The organism is Stenotrophomonas sp. YJH_SMC_135 (assembly GCF_059372355.1).
In genome coordinates this window covers 129,706-153,355 of sequence record NZ_JCAFVN010000006.1, presented here as the reverse complement: position 1 = coordinate 153,355, position 23,650 = coordinate 129,706, and the positions used below count along the sequence as shown (strand labels likewise).

Annotated in this window: 13 protein-coding genes; 12 read left to right on the top strand and 1 reads right to left on the bottom strand. The window is 67.5% G+C overall.

What is annotated here, in order from left to right:
* Positions 1 to 198 precede the first annotated feature (198 nt).
* The 8 genes from AC5P98_RS18565 (at position 199) to AC5P98_RS18530 (ending at position 13,819) form a co-directional block, all read left to right on the top strand.
* Positions 199 to 3,327 carry a TonB-dependent receptor gene (locus tag AC5P98_RS18565; protein ID WP_099475897.1) on the top strand — a complete coding sequence of 1,043 codons (3,129 nt, stop codon included), beginning with the start codon at positions 199 to 201 and terminating at the stop codon, positions 3,325 to 3,327.
* Between the two features lie 130 nt (positions 3,328 to 3,457).
* Positions 3,458 to 4,216, top strand: coding sequence for a SapC family protein (locus AC5P98_RS18560; protein WP_049406265.1), 759 nt, complete (start codon positions 3,458 to 3,460; stop codon positions 4,214 to 4,216).
* Between the two features lie 3 nt (positions 4,217 to 4,219).
* The gene (locus tag AC5P98_RS18555; protein ID WP_262085293.1) at positions 4,220 to 5,242 is read left to right on the top strand and encodes a cupin-like domain-containing protein; all 1,023 of its coding nucleotides are present in this window, start codon (positions 4,220 to 4,222) and stop codon (positions 5,240 to 5,242) included.
* 11 nt (positions 5,243 to 5,253) lie between these two features.
* On the top strand, positions 5,254 to 6,786 hold the full coding sequence (locus AC5P98_RS18550; RefSeq protein WP_049406260.1) for a tryptophan halogenase family protein: 1,533 nt from the start codon (positions 5,254 to 5,256) through the stop codon (positions 6,784 to 6,786).
* Positions 6,787 to 6,951: 165 nt separating this feature from the next.
* Positions 6,952 to 8,445: a xylulokinase gene (gene xylB / locus AC5P98_RS18545; RefSeq protein WP_049406258.1), complete on the top strand. Its 1,494-nt coding sequence runs from the start codon at positions 6,952 to 6,954 to the stop codon at positions 8,443 to 8,445.
* A 43-nt stretch (positions 8,446 to 8,488) separates the two neighbouring features.
* Positions 8,489 to 9,823, top strand: a complete 1,335-nt coding sequence (gene xylA / locus AC5P98_RS18540) for a xylose isomerase (protein ID WP_049406256.1) — start codon at positions 8,489 to 8,491, stop codon at positions 9,821 to 9,823.
* A 31-nt stretch (positions 9,824 to 9,854) separates the two neighbouring features.
* Complete coding sequence (locus tag AC5P98_RS18535; protein WP_049406254.1) at positions 9,855 to 11,264, top strand: sugar porter family MFS transporter; 1,410 nt, start codon at positions 9,855 to 9,857, stop codon at positions 11,262 to 11,264.
* On the top strand, positions 11,261 to 13,819 hold the full coding sequence (locus AC5P98_RS18530; RefSeq protein WP_087786529.1) for a glycoside hydrolase family 3 protein: 2,559 nt from the start codon (positions 11,261 to 11,263) through the stop codon (positions 13,817 to 13,819). The genes AC5P98_RS18535 and AC5P98_RS18530 overlap by 4 nt, the downstream gene beginning before the upstream one ends.
* 67 nt (positions 13,820 to 13,886) lie before the next feature.
* Here the strand turns inward: AC5P98_RS18530 and AC5P98_RS18525 are convergent, their stop codons facing one another.
* Positions 13,887 to 14,945 carry a LacI family DNA-binding transcriptional regulator gene (locus AC5P98_RS18525; protein ID WP_014647205.1) on the bottom strand — a complete coding sequence of 353 codons (1,059 nt, stop codon included), beginning with the start codon at positions 14,943 to 14,945 and terminating at the stop codon, positions 13,887 to 13,889.
* A 92-nt stretch (positions 14,946 to 15,037) separates the two neighbouring features.
* Here AC5P98_RS18525 and AC5P98_RS18520 point away from each other — a divergent pair, with 92 nt between their 5' ends.
* The 4 genes from AC5P98_RS18520 to AC5P98_RS18505 are packed head-to-tail and all read left to right on the top strand — an operon-like array spanning position 15,038 to position 23,635.
* Positions 15,038 to 17,212 carry an alpha-glucuronidase family glycosyl hydrolase gene (locus AC5P98_RS18520; protein ID WP_239524690.1) on the top strand — a complete coding sequence of 725 codons (2,175 nt, stop codon included), beginning with the start codon at positions 15,038 to 15,040 and terminating at the stop codon, positions 17,210 to 17,212.
* A complete protein-coding gene (locus AC5P98_RS18515; RefSeq protein WP_100450081.1) occupies positions 17,209 to 19,197 on the top strand; it encodes a sialate O-acetylesterase in 1,989 nt (662 codons plus the stop codon). Before AC5P98_RS18520 ends, AC5P98_RS18515 begins: the two co-directional genes overlap by 4 nt.
* 53 nt (positions 19,198 to 19,250) lie before the next feature.
* Complete coding sequence (locus AC5P98_RS18510; RefSeq protein WP_495230152.1) at positions 19,251 to 20,945, top strand: glycoside hydrolase family 43 protein; 1,695 nt, start codon at positions 19,251 to 19,253, stop codon at positions 20,943 to 20,945.
* On the top strand, positions 20,942 to 23,635 hold the full coding sequence (locus AC5P98_RS18505; protein ID WP_080354543.1) for a glycoside hydrolase family 3 protein: 2,694 nt from the start codon (positions 20,942 to 20,944) through the stop codon (positions 23,633 to 23,635). Before AC5P98_RS18510 ends, AC5P98_RS18505 begins: the two co-directional genes overlap by 4 nt.
* Positions 23,636 to 23,650 lie beyond the last annotated feature (15 nt).

The window sequence follows — 23,650 nt, the reverse complement described above, 5'->3', positions numbered from 1 at the left end:
CGCGTGTTTGTCCTGGCAGGCTTGAAAAGCAAGTGTAAGTCGCGGCGTGCTCCAGCAGCCGTGCTGTTCGGTTTGGAATGCGGGCCACGCCCGTGCGTGCCCCTGGGAGGGGGCGGTACATCCATTCGATCGTATGTCAGAGGGGACTTTCATGAGCACTTGCAGTTTCCGTGGCACCCCGGGCCCGAGGTCCGGTTCATGAGCCGCGCGTTGGCGAAGTTCCGGTCCCGGGCCATGTTCACCTTCGTGGGTGGCGCCCTGGTCATCAATCCTGCGTTTGCGCAGGACGCAGCAACGGCAACCGGGCAGCAGCCGCAGAGCCAGTCGCAGCCCACCCAGCTCGATGCAGTGCAGGTCACGGGCATACGCAACAGCCTGAGCCAGGCCATGGACATCAAGCGCGACTCGGCGGGCGTGGTCGATGCGATCAGCGCCGAGGACATCGGCAAGTTCCCCGATACCAATCTTGCCGAGTCGTTGCAGCGCATCACCGGCATCTCCATCGAGCGCCGTGACGGCGAGGGCGCGCAGGTGACCGCGCGTGGCTTTGGTCCGCAGTTCAACATGGTCACGCTCAATGGTCGCCAGATGCCCGGCGCCGATGCATTCGGTGCCTCCGGGCAGGTGGCCATCGGCGGTGTCGACGGCGGCACTCGCGCCTTCAATTTCGCGCAGCTGGCCGCCGAGGCCATCAATGGCATCGAGGTCTACAAGACCAGCCAGGCGCAGGTGCCCAGCGGTGGCATCGGCGCGACGATCAACATCCTGACCTCGCGCCCGCTCGACCACGCCGGCATCGTGGCCAATGCCGGGGCAAAGCTGGTCTCCGACCAGAGCCAGCCGTTCGACAACGACCTGACGCCGGAGCTGTCGGGCATCTTCAGTTACAGCAATCCGGAAAAGACCTTTGGCGTCAGCCTCAGCGCGAGCCAGCAGAAGCGCAAGGGCGGCTCGGTGCAGGCCACGGAGAACTACTGGAACGTGCAGCCCTGGACGGGGTCGATGCCGGGCAACCCGACCGTGGTGAACGCCCCGGCCGTCGGCCAGCTCTATGCGCGGCCCAACGACCTGCGCTACGCGTTCTCCGAATTCGAGCGCGAGCGAGTCAATGGGCAGGCCGTGCTGCAGTTCGCACCGACGGACAGCCTGACCCTGACGATGGATTACACCTACTCGACCAACGAGATCACCGAGAATCGTGGCGAGCAGGGCATGTGGCTGCAGAACAGCAACTACACCAATGTCCAATTCGACACCTCCGGTGCGGTCGCCACCCCGGTCTACATCCGCGAGATCGCCGGCACCAAGGACTTCGGGCTGGAACAGCAGCGCAGCATGCAGGAGTACAAGCTGGGCTCGCTGGGCTTCAACGCGGTCTGGAATGTCAGCGACCGTTTCAAGCTCAGCTTCGATGCGCACAATTCGAAGAATGAAAGCCGCCCCAATGACCCACTGACCGGCGGCGGCTCCATCTTCATGAGCATTGCCGGCACCAACAACTGCACCCGTGGCCCGCATTGCGGTGGCTCCTGGGTACAGGAGTTGAACTTCAACAATGGCCTGCCGGTCGGCACCCAGGTCTGGTATCCCAGTACTGCCGATGCGATCGCCGGGACCAATGGCGTGGTCAACCCGGGCTTCCAGGAAGGCGAGATCGGCACCCAGGTGCTGCGCGTCAACGCGCAGACCCAGATCAGCAAGATCAAGCAGGCGCGTGTCGACGGCGAATGGAACTTCGACCACGGCCGCTTCCAGTTCGGCGTGGATACGAACAAGTCCACCACCCACCGCATCCAGGCCGCCGAGGCCTATTCGACACTGGGCGACTGGGGCGTGGCCAACGTGGACCGGGATACCGCCGCCGGCCTGATGGACCTGCTGCAGCCAGTCAGCATCGTCGGCCTGTTCGATGACTACAGTGCCAACAGCTGGCCGGCCTGGCGCGGCAATGCCGGGCAGCTCGCGCAATGGGCGTCGCGCGAGTACGGCGTCGGCCTGGGTGTGAACCCGCAACGCGCGGCCGACAACTTCGTGGAAGAGAAGACCAAGGCGGCGTACTTCCAGGTGGAGCTGGACGGGGAGCTGGGCGGCATGCGCACCAATACCCGCCTGGGCGTGCGCTATGAAACCACCGACGTGGTGTCGACCTCGGTCATTGCCGTTCCCGAGTCCATCGAGTGGCAGGCCAACAACGATTTCCGCATCGTGCTGTCCGATGAGCAGCAGCCCTTCACCGAGAAGGCGCGGTACAGCTACATCCTGCCCAACCTTGATTTCAGCATCGACCTCACCGAGGAACTGAAGGGCCGCGTTTCGTTCGGCAAGAGCATCGCCCGCGCGCCGTACGGCAACCTGTATGCAGGGCCCGGTGCCCAGCAGCCGTTCGGCTCGGTGCTGATCGATCCGTCGTCGCGCGCCAGCGGCAATTCGCAGAACCCGAGCCTGAAGCCGCTGGAATCGGACAACCTCGACCTGGGGCTGGAGTGGTACTTCGCCGATGCCAGCTATGTGTCATTGACCTACTGGAACAAGTCGGTCAGCAACTTCATCGGCAACACGGTCGTCCAGGAAAGCCTGTACGGCCTCACCGACCCGACCTCCGGGCCGGATGCGCGGGCGGCGTTGGACTTCCTGACCAGCGGCGCCTGCGTGGCCCAGGTCGGGCCGGCCAATGCGGCCGCCTGCTCAGCCAACGACACCTCGCTGTTCACCGCACTGGCGCTGCTGCGCAACAATCCAGCTGGCCTGGGCGCCTACAACGGCACCGATGCGCAGGTACTGGCCACCGAAGCGGCCTACGATCTGTATGGGCAGGCCAACGACCCGCTGTACCAGTTCAACGTCAATCGCCCGATCAACCAGAACAAGTCCAAGCTGCATGGCTGGGAACTGGGCGGCCAGTACTTCTTCGGTGACACCGGCTTCGGCGTGCTGGCCAACTACACCGTGGTCAAAGGTGATGTCGGCTACAACAATGGCGGCGATCCGGGTATCGACCAGTTCTCGCTCACCGGCCTGAGCGACACTGCCAACGCCATGCTGATGTACGAGAAGTACGGGTGGTCGGTGCGCCTGGCATGGAACTGGCGCGACCAGTACCTGATCCTGGCCAACCAGGGTTCCAGCCGCAATCCGTACTACGTGGAGCCGTACGAGCAGTGGGATCTCAGCGTCAACTACGCGCTGGATGACCACTGGTCCTTCAGCCTGGAGGCGATCAACCTGACCGGCGAGGATGTGCGGTGGCGCTCGCGCACCTCGCAGATGATCGTCAAGCTGGCCGACCAGAGCCCGCGCTACATGCTGGGCGTCCGTTACAAGTTCTGAGCCTGGTTGCCGATGCGTCCGGCACGGCACCGCTGTCCGCGGCGGTGCCGCCCGGGACCATCTCGCCGCACCTGTCGCACGCCTGCGCTACCCTGCTGACCAGCCACCCCGCACTGGACTGGATACCCTGATGGCCCGCTATGAAATGCTCAACAACATCGCGCATCGGGACCTGAGGGTCGCCACCGGATTCGGGCCGCAGTTCGGCGATGCGGTGGGCATGGTGCCGGCCTATCCCAGCGAGTTCGCCGAACTGCAGCGCGAGTATCCGATCTTCCTGCGCCGGGAGGCCGGGACCGGGGCGTGGCAGTCCGTGGCCCTGCTGGGTTTCGAGCAGCACGAGAACCTGTACCTGCAGGACGGACGCTGGAATGCCTCCTACCTGCCCGGCGCGGCCGCAAAAGGGCCGTTCCTGATCGGCTTCCAGGAGCACTACGTGGACGGCCTGCTCACCCAGGACGCGGTGATGCACGTCGACCTGGACCATCCGCGTGTCACCTCCGGCGCCGGTGAGCCGGTGTTCCTGCCGCAGGGTGGAAACACGCCTTACCTGGACCACATCGCCGGCGTGCTGCGCGGCATCCACGAGGGCAGTGCCTTCGCGGCCAGTATGTTCACGATGCTCGACGACTGTGGCCTCATCCAGCCGGTCACGCTTGATGTGCAGCTCGCGCCGCATCACCGCGTGGGCGTGAGCGGATTGCACGGCATCGACCGCGAGCGCCTGGCGTCGCTGGACAGTTCACGCCTGGCTGCGTTGAACCGCGCCGGTTACCTGGAAGGTGCGTACCTGATGCTTGCCTCGCTGCATAACATGCGCCGCCTGATCGCCGAGAAGCAGCGCCGTCTCCGCGTCCAGGACGGCAACGCGCAGGCGGTCAGGAACTGACCGGTGCAAGCCTGCCTGCCGATACGGAGCCTGGAAGGCATCGATCCTGCTGCCTTGCCATTGGCCGCCCTGGTGGAGGCCGGTGAGCCGATCGTACTGCGCGGGATCGCCAGCGGTTGGCCACTGGTCCAGGCCGGACTGGGCGGCGTGCGTGACGCGATGGCGTACCTGTGCAGCGTCGATGCGGGTGCGCCCATCCAGTACTCGTTCGGCGGCGCCGAGATCGCGGGCCGCCCGTTCTACAGCGCGGACTTCACCCAGCTGAACTTCGAAGTGCGGCGCGGTGTACTCGCCCAGGTGCTGGAAGAGATCGCCGCGACGCTGCATGCGCCGCGGCCGCCAACCTATTACGTGGCCTCGCTGCCGATCACGCGGGCACTGCTGCCGGCATTCGCGCAGGCCAACGATGCCGGGCTGGCGAAGCACGGCATCGACGCCACCGCCAGCATCTGGATCGGCAACCGGGTGACGGCCTCGTGCCATTTCGACACACCCGACAACCTCGCCTGCTGCGCGGTGGGGCGGCGTGAGTTCACCCTGTTCCCGCCCGCCCAGATCGACAACCTGTATCCGGGCCCGCTCGATCCCACGCCGGGCGGACAGGTGGTCAGCGTGGTGGACTTCGAGCGCCCCGACTTCGATCGGCATCCACGTTTCCGCGAGGCGCTGGCGCATGCACGCAGCGCGGTACTTGGACCCGGCGATGCGATCTTCATTCCCAGCATGTGGTGGCACCATGTACGCAGCCTGGAGCCGTTCAACGTGCTGGTGAACTACTGGTGGCGAAGCTCGCCGGCCTGGCTGGGGTCGCCGCTGGCGGCGCTGCAGCACGCGATGTGGTCCGTGCGTGACCTGCCAGCGCGTGAGAAGCAGGCCTGGGAAGGGCTCTTCCGTTACTACGTATTCGGCCCCGGCGAGCGCGCCGGGCAACACCTGCCCGACACGGCGCGCGGGGATCTGGCACCGTTCGACGAGCAGCGCGCCCGCCGCATGCGCGCGATGCTGCTGGGCAGGCTCAACCGCTGAGAGAGGGCACCGTGTTGGATACCCAGAGCACGCCTGCAGAGCGCATCCGCAAGGTGGTCATTGCCGGTGGCGGTACGGCGGGATGGCTGGCCGGCTGCGCGCTGGCGCATCAGTTCCGTGACCAGCTGCAGATCACGCTGGTCGAGTCCGAGCAGATCGGCACGGTCGGCGTCGGTGAGTCCACCGTGCCGCCGATCCGCACCTTCCATCGCTTCCTGCAGATCGACGAGCAGGAGTTCCTGCGCGCGGTGGCCGGCACCTTCAAGCTGTCGATCTCATTCGAGAACTGGCGCCTGCCGGGGGAACGCTTCTTCCATCCGTTCGGCACCATCGGCCACGGCACCTGGGCGGCACCCTTCCATCACTTCTGGCTGGACAGCCTGCGCCGCGGCATGCCCTCGGAGCTGGGCGACTTCAGCCTGGAGAGCATCGCATCGCATGGCGACCGCTTCTCGCTGCACACCCAGCCGCAGGCCAGCTATGCGTATCATTTCGATGCCAGCCTGTATGCGCGGTTCCTGCGCCGCAGGGCTGAGGCCCACGGCCTGCACCGGATCGAAGGCAGGATCGCCCAGGTCAGGCAGCACGTGCACGATGGTTCGGTGCAGGCGCTGGTACTGGACGACGGCCAGGTGATCGAGGGCGATCTGTTCATCGACTGCACCGGCTTCCGTGGCCTGCTGATCGAGCAGACGCTGGGCACCGGCTACGAGGACTGGCACGAATGGCTGCCGTGCGACCGCGCCGTGGCGGTGCAGACCGAAGCGGTGGCGCCGCCGGTGCCCTATACCCGGGCGATCGCCCACGAAGCGGGGTGGCGCTGGCACATCGCGCTGCAGCACCGCGTTGGCTGCGGGCTGGTGTATGACAGCCGCCACCTGTCCGATGACGAGGCCGCAGCGAAGCTGCTGCGCGATGCCGGGGCTCCACCTTTGCGCGATCCATGGAAGGTGCCGTTCCGCAGCGGGCGCCGGCTGAAGGCCTGGAACAGGAACGTGGTGTCGCTCGGGCTGGCCAGCGGCTTCATCGAACCGCTGGAGTCGACCAGCATCCATCTGACGATCAGCGCGGTAGTGCGCCTGATCCAGCTGTTCCCGTTCGACGGCATCAGTGCGTCGCTGGTGCAGCTGTACAACGATGTCAGCCGGCAGGAAATGGAGCACGTGCGCGACTTCATCATCCTGCACTACCACGCCACGCAGCGCAGCGAACCGATGTGGAAGGCCTGTCGCGAGATGCGCGTGCCCGAATCGCTGCAGCAGCGGCTGCAGGCGTGGCGCGAGCGTGCACATGCGTGGCAGGACCCCGGCGAGCTGTTCCGCGTGGAATCCTGGACCAGCGTGCTGCTTGGGCAGGGCATCGCGCCCGGTCCCGCCCACCCGCTGGCGCGGGCCGTGAGTGACGCCGATCTGCGCACCCTGTTGAGGGGGATCCAACAGCCTGTGCAGCAGGCTGCCGCGCAGATGCCGGCGCAGGCGGAGTTCATCGCGCAGTACTGCAGGTCCGGCGTGGACGTGTGGCGTTCGACGGCAGCAAGCGCGTAGCAGGGTTTTGCGTTGCAGCACGCTTTTTCCGCTGCAGCTGGTTACAGTGCGGCAACACCGCTGGCGATGACCCGCGCGGTGGCAACGAGGGGGCCGGACACCACGCCCCCTTTTTGAGTCCACGGAATGTTAGCGCTACCTTTTTTTTGATCGGAGGCGGTTTCGATGGGTCTGGTTGCAGGGATCGATGCAGGGACGCAGAGCCTGAAGGTGCTGGTCTATGACCCGCGGACGCAGGTGGTGGTGGCCTCGGCCAGCGTGCCGCTCGCGCTGGACAGCGGTGCCGACGGCAGCCGTGAACAGGCGCCTGCCGACTGGGTGTCGGCCCTGCGCGACTGCTTTGCCAGGATCGATCCCTCGCTGCGCGCTCGCATCGTCGCGCTGGCGGTATCGGGGCAGCAGCATGGGTTCGTGCCGGTTGATGATGCTGGCGAGGTACTGGCGCCGGCCAAGCTGTGGTGCGACACCAGCACCTCGGCCGAATGCATCCAGATCATGGACGCCGTGGGCGGGTTCCAACGGACCATCGCGCTGGCGGGCAACCCGATCCTGGCCGGCTACACAGCGTCCAAGCTGCCCTGGACCCGGATCCACCGTGCCGACGCCTATGCGCGGCTGGCGACCATCCTGCTGCCACACGACTACCTGAATTTCGTGTTGACCGGGCAGCGGTTCTGCGAGCTTGGCGATGCGTCCGGAACCGGCTGGCTGGACGTGCGCACACGCACCTGGTCGCAGGAACTGCTGCGCGCCACCGATCCTGATCTTGATCTTGCCGCCTGCCTGCCGCCGATCGCCGCACCCGACGCCCTGTTTGATATCGCGCCGAAGGCCGCGGCCGCGCTCGGGCTTGCAGCGGCGGTGAAGGTGGCCGTTGGCGGCGGCGACAACATGATGGCGGCGATCGGCACCGGCTGCGTCACGGAAGGTCGGCTGGCGATGAGCCTGGGAACCTCCGGAACGCTGTTCGCCTATTCCGGCTCGCCGGTGATCGATCCGGACGGTGCGTGGGCGGCGTTCTGCTCGTCCACCGGCGGCTGGCTGCCGCTGATCTGCACCATGAACTGCACCGTGGCCACCGAACGCGTGGCCAGCGCCTTTGGTTTCAGCAGCCGCGACGGCGATGCGCACCTCCACGCGACGCCGCCGGGCGCAGGGGGGCTGGTGATGCTGCCGTTCCTCAATGGCGAACGTACCCCCGACCTGCCGCTGGGCAAGGGCGTGCTGGCAGGCCTGGACATCGCCAATTTCACCCCGGCGCACGTGTACCGCGCCGCCGTGGAGGGCGCGACCTACAGCCTGAGGTACGGCTACGACGCCTTCGTCCGCGCGGGCATGCAGTTCGATCGCATCGTGCTCACCGGCGGCGGCAGCAACAGCGCGGCCTGGCGTCAGCTGGTGGCCGATGTATTCGGCCTGCCGGTGGACGTCCCGGTGCAGGCCGAAGGCGCGGCGTTTGGTGCGGCACTGCAGGCGCTGTGGGCGCTCGCCCGGGCGCAGGGAGACGCCACATCGATCAGCGACATCACCGCGCGCCACGTCACCGTCGATCCGGCGCTGTCCGCACGGCCGGATCCGGATCGCAGCGCTGCCTATGCACGGGCCTACGCACGCTTCCTCAGCCATCTTGATGCCATCACGCCGCTGCAGCGCGGTTGATGGCTCCTCCACGACACCCCGTACAACGACAGGAGCACGCACCATGAGCACGCAGCCCTTCATCGGCGCCAAGGAGTACTTCCCCGGCGTCGGCCGCATTCCGTTCGAGGGCAAGGGCTCGGACAATCCGCTTGCCTTCAAGGTCTACGATGCGAACCGGGTCATCGGTGGCAAGACCATGCAGGAGCATCTGCGCTTCGCCGTGTGCTACTGGCACACCTTCTGCAATGCCGGGCACGATCCGTTCGGCCCGGGTACCCGGCAGTTCCCGTGGGACGCAGCCTCGCCACTGGCCACGGCCGAAGCGAAGGTGGACGCGGCGTTCGAGTTCTTCACCAAGCTGGGCGTGCCGTACTGGTGCTTCCACGATATCGACCTGGCGCCGGATGCCGACGACATCGGCCAGTACCAGAAGAACCTCTCGCACATGGTGGCCCTGGCCAAGGCGCGCCAGGAGGCCACCGGCGTCAAGCTGCTGTGGGGCACGGCCAACCTGTTCTCGCACCCGCGTTACATGAACGGCGCATCGACCAACCCCGACTTCGCGGTGGTCGCGCGCGCAGCGGTGCAGGTCAAGGCCGCGCTGGAGGCCACGGTCGAACTCGGCGGCGAGCACTACGTGTTCTGGGGCGGACGCGAAGGTTATGCGTCGCTGGCCAATACCCAGATGAAGCGCGAGATCGAACATTTCGCGCGCTTCCTCACCATGGCCCGCGACTACGGCCGCAGCATCGGCCTGAAGGGCAACTTCCTGATCGAGCCCAAGCCGATGGAGCCGATGAAGCACCAGTATGACTTCGACAGTGCCACGGTGGTGGGCTTCCTGAAGGAGCATGGGCTGGACAAGGACTTCAAGCTCAACATCGAAGCCAACCACGCCACGTTGTCCGGGCACACCTTCGAGCACGACCTGCAGGTTGCGTCCGACCATGGCCTGCTCGGCAGCATCGATGCCAACCGCGGCAACGCGCAGAACGGCTGGGACACCGACCAGTTCCCCAGCGATCTGTACGACACGGTGGGTGCGATGCTGGTCGTGCTGCGCCAGGGCGGGCTGGAGGGCGGGTTGAACTTCGATGCCAAAGTGCGCCGTGAGTCGACCGACCTTGAGGATCTGTTCATTGCCCATATCGGCGGCATGGATGCGTTCGCACGCGGGCTGGAGGTTGCCCATGCACTGCTGACCGAGTCGCCCTGGGAGCAATGGCGCAAGGAGCGCTACGCGAGTTTCGACAGCGGCGCCGGCCAGGAGTTCGAGCGTGGCACGCTCAGCCTGCCGGACCTGGCGGGCCTGGCCGCCCGCCTCGGCGAACCGCACCAGGCCAGCGGCAAGCAGGAGCGTTACGAAAACCTGCTCAACCAGTACCTGCTGCGCTGAGCGCGGCAACGGTGCACTCAAGGGGACGGGAATGAACCAGGCAGCAGGCAGCGGTGAGAACACCCGGCTGATCGTACTGATCAGCGTGGTAGCGACGATTGGCGGTTTTCTGTTCGGCTTCGACAGCGGCGTGATCAACGGCACCCAGGACGGCCTGCACCAGGCGTTCCGGTCCGGTGAATGGATGCAGGGGTTCGAGATCGCGTCGATGCTGCTGGGCTGTGCGGTGGGCGCGTTCAGTGCCGGCCGCCTGGCCGACCGCCTCGGCCGTCGCAACGTGCTGATCCTGTCGGCGGTGATGTTCCTGCTGTCGGCACTCGGTGCCGGGGCGGCGGCCTCGTCGGGCTGGTTCATTGCGGCGCGGGTGGTGGGTGGGTTCGCGGTAGGCGCGGCGAGCGTGATCTCGCCGGCCTACATTGCCGAGGTCGCTCCGGCCCGCTATCGCGGCCGCCTGGCCACGGTGCAGCAGATCGCGATCATCACCGGGCTCACCGCTGCCTTCCTGTCCAACTACCTGCTGGCGGCCGCAGCGGGCGCGTCGACCGAGCCGCTGTGGGCCGGACAGGCTGCCTGGCGCTGGATGTTCTGGATGCAGGCCGCGCCATCGCTGGTGTTCCTGCTGCTGTTGCTGACCATTCCTGAGAGCCCGCGCTACCTGGTGGTGAAGCGGCGCAAGGACGACGCGCTGCGCGTGCTCACCCGGCTGCTCGGCAACGACAAGGCCCGCGCCACGCTCGAAGAGATCGATGCCTCGCTGTCCAACGACCACCATCGCCCGCGCCTGTCCGATCTGAAGAGCCGGGCGACCGGGCGGATCCGCCCGATTGTGTGGGTCGGCGTCGGGCTGGCCTGCTTCCAGCAGCTGGTCGGCATCAACGTGGTGTTCTATTACGGCGCCGTGCTGTGGCAGGCGGTCGGCTTTTCCGAAAACGACGCGCTGCTGATCAACGTGCTGTCCGGCGCGCTGAGCATCGGTGCCTGCGTGGTCACGGTGCTGCTGATCGACCGGATCGGCCGCAAGCCCCTGCTGTGGTTCGGCTCGGCCGGGATGTCGCTGTCGCTTGCACTGGTGGTGGTCGCGTTTGCAAGTGGTTCACTGGCCGACGGGCATCTGCAGCTACCCGGGCGCATGGGCACGCTGGCGCTGGTGGCGGCCAATGCCTATGTCGTGTTCTTCAACCTGTCGTGGGGGCCGGTGATGTGGGTGATGCTGGGCGAGATGTTCCCGAACCAGATCCGCGGTTCGGCACTGGCGGTCGCCGGCGCAGCGCAATGGACCTCCAACTTCGTGATCACGGTGACGTTCCCGATGCTGCTGGCCGCGGCAGGGCTGGCGGCCACCTACGGCATCTACCTGGTGGCGGCGATCATCTCGGTGATTTTCGTGGTCCGGCATGTGCACGAGACCAAGGGCAAGGAACTGGAGCAGATGGAAGGATGAGCGCCATGACATCGCAGACCTCCTTATCCCGCAGCGGCGTGCTGGTCGCCGTGCTGACGCTGGCGTTGCTGGGCTGCCACGGCCAGGACCGGCCCGCCGCCACTGCGGGAGCCGCCAGCGACCCGTGGCCACAGGTCACCTGGCCACTGGCCGCGGATCCTGCGCTGGAGAAGCGGATCACCGACCTGATGGCCGCCATGACGGTGGAGGAAAAGGTCGGCCAGCTCGTGCAGGGCGACATCGCCAGCCTCACCCCCGATGACGTGCGGCGCTACCGCCTTGGTTCGATCCTGGCCGGCGGCAATTCCGACCCCGGTGGCCGCTACGATGCGTCGCCAGCCGAGTGGCTGGCGCTGGCAGACGCCTTCTACGACGCCTCCATGGACACGTCGAAAGGCGGCAAGGCCATTCCGCTGCTGTTCGGCATCGATGCCGTGCATGGGCAGAGCAACATCATTGGCGCCACGTTGTTCCCGCACAACATCGGGCTGGGCGCCACGCGCAATCCGGAGCTGCTGCGGCAGATCGGTGGCATCACCGCGCTGGAAACCCGCGTCACCGGCATGGAGTGGACGTTCGCACCGACCGTTGCGGTACCCCAGGATGATCGCTGGGGCCGCAGCTACGAGGGCTACTCGGAATCGCCCGAGGTGGTGGCCAGCTATGCCGGCGCCATGGTGGAGGGATTGCAGGGCAGGGTGGGAACACCGGAGTTCCTCGATGGCCGCCATGTGATCGCCTCAGTGAAGCACTTTCTCGGTGATGGCGGCACCACCGACGGCAAGGACCAGGGCGACACCCGCATCAGTGAGCCGGACCTGGTACGCATCCACGCCGCCGGATACCCGCCGGCCATCGCCGCCGGCGCGCAGACCGCGATGGCATCGTTCAACAGCGTCAACGGTGAAAAGATGCACGGGCACCGGCACTACCTCACCGATGTGCTCAAGGGACGCATGAACTTCGGTGGTTTCGTGGTGGGCGACTGGAATGGTCATGGCCAGGTCAAGGGCTGCACCACCACGGACTGCCCGGCCACGATCAACGCGGGCCTGGACATGGCGATGGCCTCGGACAGCTGGGAAGGCTTCTACGAGACGACGCTGGCTGCGGTGAAGGACGGCCGGATAACGCCGCAGCGCCTGGACGATGCGGTGCGCCGGATCCTGCGGGTCAAGTTCCGCCTGGGGCTGTTCGAGGCCGGCAGGCCGTCCACGCGGGCCGTTGGCGGGCAGTTCGCACTGATCGGCGCGCCGGCACATCGCGCGGTGGCCCGGCAGGCCGTGCGCGAATCGCTGGTCCTGCTGAAGAACCAGAACGGCGTCCTGCCGCTGTCGCCGAAGCAGCGGATCCTCGTGGCCGGCGACGGTGCCAACGATGTCGGCAAGCAGGCCGGCGGCTGGACGCTCAACTGGCAGGGCACCGGCACCACCCGCAAGGACTTCCCCAATGCGGACTCCATCTACGAGGGCATCGCGCACCAGGCCAGGGCGGCCGGTGGTGAAGCCGTGCTTGCCGTTGACGGTCGCTATGCAGTGAAACCCGACGTGGCGGTGGTGGTGTTTGGCGAAGACCCCTATGCCGAGTTCCAGGGAGACCGGCCGACGCTGGCCTACAAGCCCGGCAACGAAACGGATCTGGCGCTGCTCAAGCGGCTCAAGGCCGATGGCATACCGGTCGTCGCGGTCTTCCTGAGCGGGCGGCCGCTCTGGGTGAACCGGGAAATCAATGCCGCCGATGCCTTCGTGGCCGCGTGGCTGCCGGGCTCGGAAGGCGCCGGCATTGCCGATGTACTGCTGCGCGGGAGCGATGGCCGGGTGCAGCACGATTTCAAGGGCAAGCTCAGTTTCAGCTGGCCGCGCACCGCCACCCAGTACGCCAACAACGTCGGCCAGAAGGACTACGATCCGTTGTTTGCGTTCGGCTTCGGCCTGACCTACGCCGACAACGGCGACCTGGCCGCGCTGCCGGAGGCATCGGGCGTGACCGGCAACGAGGGCGCGACCGGCGTGTTCTTCGCGCGCGGTGATGCAGGCCCCGGCATGGCGCTGCGCCTTGAGCAGGCCGCAGGCCAGGGCCTGACCGTGACCCGCGTGCCGGACGCATTGCCCGATGATCGGCTGAAGATCACCGGCGTGGATCATCTGGCGCAGGAGGATGGGCGCCGCCTGGCCTGGTCGGGCAAGGGCGAGGCCGTTGCTGCACTGCACTCGCACACGGCGCTGGACCTGCAGCGCGAATCCAACGGTGACCTGATGCTGCTGACCACGCTGCGCGTGGACGCTGCGCCGGAGGGTGAGGCGTGGCTGTCGGTCGGTTGCGGCGTGGGCTGCTCGGCACGCATCGCCATCGGGCCGTCGCTGGCGGCGCTTCCACAAGGCCAGTGGAAGCGCGTTGGCGTGCCGCTGAAGTGCCTGGCCAAGGCGGGTGCAAAGCTGGACGCGATCGACCGACCGTGGTCGGTGGTGACGGCCGATGCGATGACGATCTCCGTGTCACGCGTCGCGCTGGGCGCACTGAACGAAGCCGAGGTCGCCCTTGGATGCGGCGCATGATTGCTGCCGGCCTGACCGACACCCTGCCGCGTACTGCGCAGGCGCAGGCATGAGGGCGGGGCCTGCGCTACCGGCGCGTGGGCGGTGCGGCTACCGAACCGCGAGCGATCAGCCGATGCGGCATCACATGTTCGCGCAGCACCGTTGCGTCCCCCGCAGGACGGCGGATGGTGCGCAGCAGGATGTCGATGGCCGCGTTGGCCATCGAGGCGATGGGCTGATGGATCGTGGTCAGTTCCGGCCACACGGTGGTGGCGGCCGAGGTGTCATCGAAACCCACCACCGACAGGTCGCGTGGCACTTCCAGCCCGCGCCGATGCGCCACGGAGATGGCGGCGGCACCCATGTCGTCGTTGCTGGCGAAAATCGCGGTCGGTGGCCGGCGCTGGGACAGCAGCTTCTCGGCCGCGGCCAGGCCGGACCGGTAGGTGTAGTCACCGTGCTGGACCAGGCCGGGCTCCACCGCCAGCCCGGCCTCGCGCAGGGCGGTGACGAAGCCGTCGTAGCGGAGCGCACTTGCGCTCAGGTCATCGCGCCCACGGATGAAACCGATGCGGGTGTGTCCCTGCCGGAGCAGGTGATCGGTCATTTCCCTGCCCGCACTGAAATCGTCGATGCGGACGCAGGACAGGGCCTCGCTCAGGCGACCCGATGCGATGGCCACCACCGGAATGCCAGCCTTGACCAGTTCGCTTACGGCGGCCTGCGATTCGCACAGCGGCGGCGGCAGGATCACGCCGTCGACGCGTCCGGCGAGCGCACGCGCCGCCCTGCGTTCGGATTCGGCATCCAGGTTGTCCCAGTAGTCGATGACCAGCTGGATGGCGGAACTGGAGGCGACGCGCAGCAGGCCCACCAGCAGTTCGCGCAGGTAGGCGCCGCTGGGGTTGGTGTAGATCAGCGCAATGCGCGTGTGCTGTGCAGCGGCCAGCGAACTGGCGGCAAGATTGGGCGTATAGCCCAGCTCACGCACGGCGCGCAGCACGCGCTCTCGGGTGACGTCGCGCACCTTGCCCTGGTTGATTACCCGCGACACGGTCATCGGCGAAACGCCGGCAAGGGCCGCAACCTCGTCGATCGTCACGCCTGCGGTTCTGCGGCGAACCGATTTCTTCGGCTTGTCCAATGCACGATCCCTTTGTTCTTGGTGGCGCTGCCGCGCGGGTGCAAAGGACGATGATGCGCTGCCCCGGGCCCGGACGTAGTCTACAAAGGCGCATGTTAACGCCGTTGTTGCGCGCTGTCGGCACGCAGCTGCGGGCCCTGCTCGTGCTGCTGGCCTGTGTTGGCGGGGCACGGGCGGAGGATGGCTATGCGCTGTGGATGCGCTACCAGCCGGTTGCCGCAACGGTCGCTGCCGATTACCGGCGGCAACTGGCCGAAGTGGTGGCCCCGGATCGCACGCCAATGCAGCGCGCCACCCGCGACGAGCTTGCGCGCAGCCTCCCTGGATTGCTGGGAGCGGCGCCGCCAATGCGAACGGCAATCAGTACCGAGCGTGCCCTGGTGCTGGGCACGCCGCAATCTTCGACACTCGTCGCCGCGTACGGCAACGAGATCGCCACGTTGGGCAACGAGGGCTTCCTGATCCGGCGGGTCCGGATCGAGGGGCGCGATGTGCTGCTTGTGGCGGCACGCCAGGATGTCGGCGTGCTGTATGGCATGTTCCATCTGCTGCGCCTGCTGCAGCGTGGCACCCCACTGCAGGCGCTGGATGTGCGTGAGTCGCCGCAGGTCGCACTGCGTGTGCTCAACCATTGGGACAACCTGGATCGTTACGTCGAGCGTGGCTATGCAGGCAGCTCGCTGTGGGACTGGCAGACGTTGCCGCAGTGGCGTGACCCACGCTACACGGACTACGCCCGTGCCAACGCCTCGCTCGGCATCAACGGCACCGTCCTCAACAACGTCAATGCCAGTGCGCTGAGCCTGTCGCCGGCCTATCTGGCCAAGGCCGCTGCGCTGGCCGACCTGTTCCGGCCCTATGGCATCCGGGTCTACCTGAGCGCGCGCTTCAGTGCGCCCATTGAGCTTGGCGGCCTGGCAACGGCTGATCCGCTGGATCCGGCTGTGCGGCGCTGGTGGCGCGACAAGGTCGATGAGATCCATGCGCGCATTCCGGATTTTGGCGGCTTCCTGGTCAAGGCGAACTCGGAGGGGCAACCCGGCCCGCAGGATTACGGTCGTTCCCATGCCGACGGCGCCAACCTGCTGGCCGAGGCGCTGGCGCCCTACAACGGCGTAGTGATGTGGCGCGCCTTCGTGTACTCGCACCAGGTCCCCGAAGATCGCGCCAAGCAGGCGTACAGCGAGTTTGTCGGGCTGGACGGTGCCTTCCGCCCCAACGTGATCGTGCAGGTGAAGAACGGTCCCATCGACTTCCAGCCGCGCGAGCCGTTCCATCCGCTGTTCGGCGCCATGCCGCGCACGCCGCTGATGATGGAACTGCAGATCACCAAGGAGTACCTGGGTTTCGCGACGCACCTGGTGTACCTGGCAACGCTTTACGAAGAAGTGCTGCAGGCCGACACCCATGCACGCGGCGAGGGCTCCACGGTCGCCCGCGTGGTCGATGGCTCGTTGGAAGGTCATGCACTGACCGGCATCGCCGGCGTTGCGAACATCGGCGTAGACCGCACCTGGAGCGGCTCGCATTTCGACCAGGCCAACTGGTACGCGTTCGGGCGACTGGCATGGAATCCGCAGCAGTCCGCGCGCGGCATTGCCGAGGACTGGGTCGCGCTGACCTTCTCGCCCGACCCGCAGGTGACCGGCCCGATCGTGCGGATGATGATGGACTCGCGCGAGGCGGCAGTGGACTACATGACGCCGCTCGGGTTGCATCACCTCATGGCACGCGGCCATCACTACGGTCCCGGCCCCTGGGTGGACGGCGGCCCGCGTGCGGACTGGACGTCGGTCTACTACCACCGTGCAGACCGCAACGGCATCGGTTTTGACCGCAGCGCAAGCGGAAGCAACGCCGTGGGGCAGTACTTCCCGCCGGTTGCCGGGGTTTATGGCGATCCGGCGCGGGTGCCCGAGTCGCTGCTGCTGTGGTTCCATCACGTGCCGTGGGACCGCCGCATGCGCTCGGGCAGGACGCTGTGGGACGAACTGGTCGGGCGCTATTCGCGGGGTGTGCACCAGGTGCAGTCGATGCAGGCGACCTGGGCGGGCCTGCGCGACCGGATCGATCCGCAGCGGCACCAGCAGGTGGCGGCGTTCCTGCAGATCCAGCGTGAGGAAGCACAGTGGTGGCGCGATGCCAGTATGGCGTACTTCCAGTCAGTCAGCGGCCGACCGCTGCCGGCGGGAGAACGGCCACCGCCACAGCCGTTGTCGTACTACCAGGCGTTGCAGTTTCCTTTCGCACCCGGAGATGGGCGATGAACCGGTTCGGATGGTCCGCGCGCGCGGCGGCGTTGATGGTGCTGGCGTGGCTTGCCGCACCGGTGGCGGCCGGCGAAACGACGGGTTTGCTGCACCCGCTGTTCCAGGACCATGCGGTCCTGCAGCGCGACCGGCCGATCACCGTCTGGGGCCAGGCAAGCCCTGGGCAGGCGGTATCGGCCACCTTCGCGGGCCAGGCGGTGGCCACACAGGCCGATAGGGCAGGCCGCTGGCAGGCCATGTTCCCCGCCATCGCCGCAGGCGGCCCGTACACCCTCGAGGCAACCGCCGGGACCCGGCGTGAGACGGCGCGGGATCTTCTGGTCGGCGACGTCTGGTTGTGCGCGGGGCAGTCGAACATGGAGCTGCCGGTCTGGCGCTCGCTCAACGCAGCCAGCGAGATCGCCTCGGCCACGCTGCAACGGATCCGGCTGTTCAGCGTGCCGAAGGACGCGGCCGTGCAGGCGCAGGAGAGCTTCAAGGGTGACCCTGGATGGACGCGGGCAACGCCCGATTCGGTGCGCGGCTTCTCTGCAGCCTGCTTCTATTTCGCCCGCGAACTGCAGCGCACGGTTACCGTACCGATGGGGCTGATCCAGGCAGCGTGGGGCGGCTCGCGGATCGAGACCTGGACCAGTACCGATGCCCTGCGCGGGCAAGGTGGCATGGACGAGGCCCTCGATATTCTCGCGCGCTCTGCCCGTGATCCGCTGGAGGCACGCGCAGCCTGGGGCCGCCACTGGCAGCACTGGTGGGAGACGCGCGAAGGGGCGCTGCCGGGCGACGCACCTTGGCGCGCGGATACCGATGACCGCGCATGGTCGCACGCACCGGCCACACTGGGCGCATGGGAGCGGTGGAACGAGCCCGCGCTTGCCGATTACAACGGCATGGTCTGGTATCGCACGCAGGTGGTGCTGAGCGCTGAACAGGCTGCACGCGGCGCGACCCTGGAGCTGGCATCGGCCGACGAGGTGGACGTGACCTGGGTGAACGGGGTCGCCGTCGGCAGCCAGTACGGCGCCGGCCAGAGGCGCTATCCGTTGCCGAGTGGCCTGTTGAAGGCGGGATCCAACAGCATTGCGGTCAATGTGCTGGACACCTACGGCGAAGGCGGCCTGGCCGGCCCCTCAACGGCATACGGCCTGCAGTTCGACAACGGCGAGCGCGTGGCACTGCAGGGCCCCTGGAAATACCGGGTGGCGGCGGGCCAGCAGGCGCCGCCTTTCGCGCCATGGCAGGCCGCCACCGGGCTGTCGACGCTGTACAACGGGATGATCGCACCGCTCGGGGGCTTCGGGCTGCGCGGCATGCTCTGGTATCAAGGTGAATCGAACACCAGCGATGGTGCGACGTATGCGATGCGGTTGCGTGCGCTGCGCGAGGACTGGCGGCGGCAGTTCGGTGCGCGCACGCCACTGCTGCTGGTGCAGCTGGCCGGCTACGGCCAGCCGCCGGTGGCGCCCGCCGCCAGCGGTTGGGCGCAGGTGCGTGAGGCGCAGCGGCGCGTCGCCGCCGAGGACGCGCTGAGCGGGCTCGCCATTGCCATCGACATCGGCGACGCCTATGACATCCATCCGCCGAACAAGCAGGAGCTCGGGCGCCGCCTGGCGCGCTTGGCGCGCCACGTGGTGTACGGCAAGCAGGACGTGGCGCCGTCGGGTCCGCGAGCGGTAACGGCCGTGCGCACGCCCGCTGGCGTGGCCATTGCGTTCGAGGATGTCGAAGGCGTGCTCACCGCGACCGGCGCGCTGCGTCCGATTGGTTTTGAACTGTGCGAGACCAGGGGTGATAGCGGCCACTGCGACTACGGCGACGCTGAACTGGATGGGCGCCGGATCCTGCTGCGCGGCCCGCTGTCGACGCACGCAACGCATGTCCGCTACTGCTGGGCCGATGGCCCGGTGTGCACGCTGCGCGACGGCAGCGGGGCACCGGCAGGCCCGTTCGAACTTCCCATTGCCGAAGCCGAGACGCGACGATGATGACGCTGTCCAAGCAGTCCCCTCCGGTCCGCGACAGGGCCGGCCTGAGGTCGATGGCGCGCCACCTGCTGGCGGCGGCACTCCTGCTGTCGGCCGCAACCAGCCCGGCCAGCGCGCCGCCGGACGCACCGCCGGTGTACTTCGACTGGTTCGAATACCGCGGCCACGACGCGGCCTTCGACACGCCGCTGCCGGCCGGCCACTACCGCAATCCGGTGCTGGCCGGCTTCCATGCCGATCCCAGCATCGTGAGCGCGAACGGCCGGTTCTACCTGGTCAATTCCAGCTTCACCTATTTCCCGGGCATTCCGGTGTTCGAGAGTGCCGACCTGGTTCACTGGAAGCAGATCGGCAACGTGATCGACCGCGCCACGCAGCTGGATTTCGACGGGCTGAGCGTCTCGCGCGGCATCTTCGCGCCCACCATCGAATACCACGATGGGGTCTTCTACGTGGTGACCACGGCCACCGACAGTGGTGGCAACTTCATTGCCACCGCGCGCGACCCGGCCGGTCCGTGGTCCGATCCGCACTGGCTGCCCGGCATCGATGGCATCGATCCATCACTGTTCTTCGATGACGACGGCAAGGTGTACCTGGTCAACAACGACGCGCCGCCCGGCACACCACGCTACGACGGGCACCGCGCCATCTGGATGCAGCAGATCGATCTGGCTGCCTTCAAGCCGGTGGGGCCGCGCCGGGTGCTGGTCGACGCGGGCGTGGAGCCGGCGAAGAACCCGATCTGGATCGAAGGCCCCCACATCTACAAGCGCCAGGGCTGGTATTACCTGTCCGATGCCGAAGGCGGCACCGGGCCGCAGCACTCCCAGGTGGTGCTGCGCAGCCGCACCGTGTGGGGCCCGTATGACCCCTACGCGGGCAATCCGATCCTGACCCAGCGCGAGCTGCCCGAGGACCGACCGCTACCGATCACCAATGCCGGCCATGCCGACCTGGTCGAAGGCCCGGACGGTTCGTGGTGGGCGGTGTTCCTGGCCAGCCGCAACTATCAGACGCGGCACTACAACACCGGGCGCGAGACCTATCTGCTGCCGGTGCGCTGGCAGGACGGCTGGCCACGGATCCTGCCGGCCGACCAGCCCATCCCCTATGTGGTCAAGGCGCCGTCGTGGATGCAGGGCGAGGCATCCCAGGCCCCCTCGACCGGCAACTTCGTCGAGCGCGACAACTTCGATGGCCCGAGGCTCGATCGCCAGTGGCTGCGCGTGCGGGTGCCCAAGCACGCCTGGGCCGACCTCGCCACGCGCCCGGGAATGCTGGCCGTGCACCCGCTTGCCGAGGATCTGGACACGCTGCGCAATCCCGCGTTCCTTGGCCGACGCCAGCAGCACCTGCGCTTCGAGGCGAGCGCCGCGATGAGCCGGCCGGGGCCTGGCGTGGCGGCCGGCCTGGCGGCGTTCCAGAGCGAGGCGTACTGGTACTTCCTTGGCGTTCGCAGCCTTCCGGACGAGCGACTTTCGCTCTTCCTGGAAGTTCGTGATGGCGGTGGCAGTACGCGCATCGTGGCGACCCGCGAGGTGCGGGCACCGGACGCGTTGCGCCTGAAGATCGACGGCAACGAGGGCGACTACGCGTTCTCGTTCGATACCGGCGACGGGCAGGGCTGGCAACTGCTTGCAGGCAAGGTGGATGGCACCGTTCTGAGCACGGACCGGGCGGGCGGCTTCGTAGGCGCACTGCTGGGTCCCTTCGCGCGCGATGAGCGCACCGGGAGAAGCAAATGAGGCTGTCGCTGTCGTCCAACGCCCGTCGCCGCACGTTGCGGCGCGGGCTCACTGTGTTCGTTCTGACCTGCATCGCGGCGGCCGCATCCGCAGCCGCGCCGCGGCCCTGGCTGGACGTTTCGGCCAGCTTCGAGCAACGGGCTGCCTCACTCGTCGCGCAGATGACGCTGGAAGAGAAAGCCGCGCAGATGCAGAACGCCGCGCCGGCAATCGAACGCCTGGGTGTGCCCGCCTACGACTGGTGGAATGAGGGACTGCATGGCGTGGCACGGGCAGGGCAGGCCACGGTCTTTCCGCAGGCGATCGGCCTGGCCGCGACCTTCGATGTGCCGTTGATGGGGCAGGTGGCCACGACGATCAGCGATGAGGCCCGCGCAAAGCACCACCAGTTCCTCCGCGAAGGCGCGCACGGCCGTTACCAGGGGCTGACCTTCTGGTCGCCGAACGTCAACGTCTTCCGCGACCCGCGCTGGGGCCGCGGACAGGAAACCTATGGCGAGGACCCGTACCTCACCGCGCGCATGGGCGTGGCCTTCGTACGTGGCCTGCAGGGCGACGACCCCGTCTACCGCAAGCTGGACGCCACCGCCAAGCATCTGGCCGTGCACAGCGGGCCGGAGGCCGACCGCCATCACTTCGATGCACGGCCCAGCCGGCGCGACCTGTATGACACCTACCTGCCGGCATTCGAGGCGCTGGTCAAGGAGGGCGACGTCGATGCTGTGATGGGCGCCTACAACCGCGTGTACGGCGAGTCCGCCAGTGCCAGCCGTTTCCTGCTGCGCGATGTGCTGCGACGCGACTGGGGCTTCAAGGGCTACGTGGTCTCGGACTGCTGGGCCATCGTCGACATCTGGAAGCACCACCATATCGTGACCACGCGCGAAGCCGCTGCGGCGCTGGCGGTCAGGAATGGCACCGAGCTGGAATGCGGCCAGGAGTACGCCACGCTTCCGTCAGCCGTGCGTCAGGGTTTGATCAGCGAAGCGGAGATCGACGATGCGGTGACCCGTCTGTTCACCGCACGGATGCGCCTGGGCATGTTCGACCCGCCGGAGCGGGTGCGCTGGGCGCGCATTCCGGCCTCGGTGAACCAGGCCCCGGCCCATGATGCGCTGGCGCTCAAGGCCGCGCAGGCGTCGCTGGTGCTGCTGAAGAACGACGGCATCCTGCCGCTGTCACGCGACATCAAGCGCATTGCCGTGGTCGGACCCACTGCCGACGACACCATGGCGCTGCTCGGCAACTACTTCGGCACACCGGCCGCGCCGGTCACGATCCTGCAGGGCATACGCGAGGCGGCCAAGGGCGTCGAGGTTCGCTATGCCCGCGGCGTGGACCTGGTGGAGGGCCGCGACGATCCCGGTGCCACGCCGTTGATCGAGCCGACCTTCCTGCGGCCTTCGGCGGACTCGCCCGAGCGTGGCCTGCGTGGCGAGTACTTCCGCACGCCCGACCTGTCCGGTACGCCGGCCCTGGTGCGTACCGACGCGCAGATCGGCTTCCGCTGGGACCGCGGCTCGCCGACCGACAACCTGCTGGCACGCGGCGAAGCGGCACCGGGGCAGGGGATCCCGAACGATCGCTTCAGCATCCGCTGGAGCGGCCAACTGCTGCCACCCGTGTCCGGCCGCTACCGGCTGGAGGTGGCCGGCGATGATGGCTACCGCCTGTACCTGGACGGCAAGCGCGTGATCGATCACTGGGTGAACACAGATCGCCTGCATGCCGAGGGCATCGAACTGGAGCTGCAGGCCGGGCGTGCCTACGCGCTGACGCTGGAGTACTACGACGACGAGCGCGATGCCGGCGTGCGCCTGGGCTGGCGCATGCCCGGCGCCAAGGCGCCGTTCGATGAAGCGCTCGATGCCGCACGCGAAGCCGATGTGGTGGTGTTCGTCGGTGGCCTTACCGGCGATGTCGAAGGCGAGGAAATGACGGTCAACTATCCAGGCTTTGCCGGTGGCGACCGTACCGACCTGCGGTTGCCCGCGCCGCAGCGCACCCTGCTGGAGGCCCTGCACGCTACCGGCAAGCCGGTGGTGATGGTGCTCACCGGCGGCTCGGCGATCGCCGTGGACTGGGCGCAGTCGCATCTGCCGGCGATCCTGATGAGCTGGTACCCCGGGCAGCGCGGCGGCACCGCCGTCGGCCAGGCGCTGTTCGGCGACGTCAATCCCGCCGGCCGGTTGCCAGTGACGTTCTACAAGGCCGGCGAAGCGTTGCCGGCATTCGACGACTACGCCATGGAGGGCCGAACCTATCGCTACTTCCGCGGCACGCCGCTTTATCCGTTCGGTCACGGCCTGTCGTACACGCGGTTCGACTATGGAACGCTCCGCCTCGATGCAGACAGCCTCCGCGCCGATGGCCGCCTGGGCGTGGCGGTCGATGTGACCAACGCAGGCACGCGCAGCGGTGACGAAGTGGTGCAGCTGTACGTGCGGCGCGAGCACGCTGGCAGCGGCGATGCCGTGCAGGAGCTGCGTGGCTTCCAGCGGATCCATCTGGCCCCGGGCGAACACCGCACGGTGACGTTCACCCTGGAGGCAGCGCAGGCCCTGCGCCACTATGACGAAGCGCGCGCCGCGTATGAGGTGCGGCCCGGTGCCTACGAGGTCAGGGTGGGGGCGTCCAGTGCCGATGCACGCGCGCAGGGCAGGTTCACGGTGGTGTCCGCGCATGACTGATCGCTCTCGCCGGCA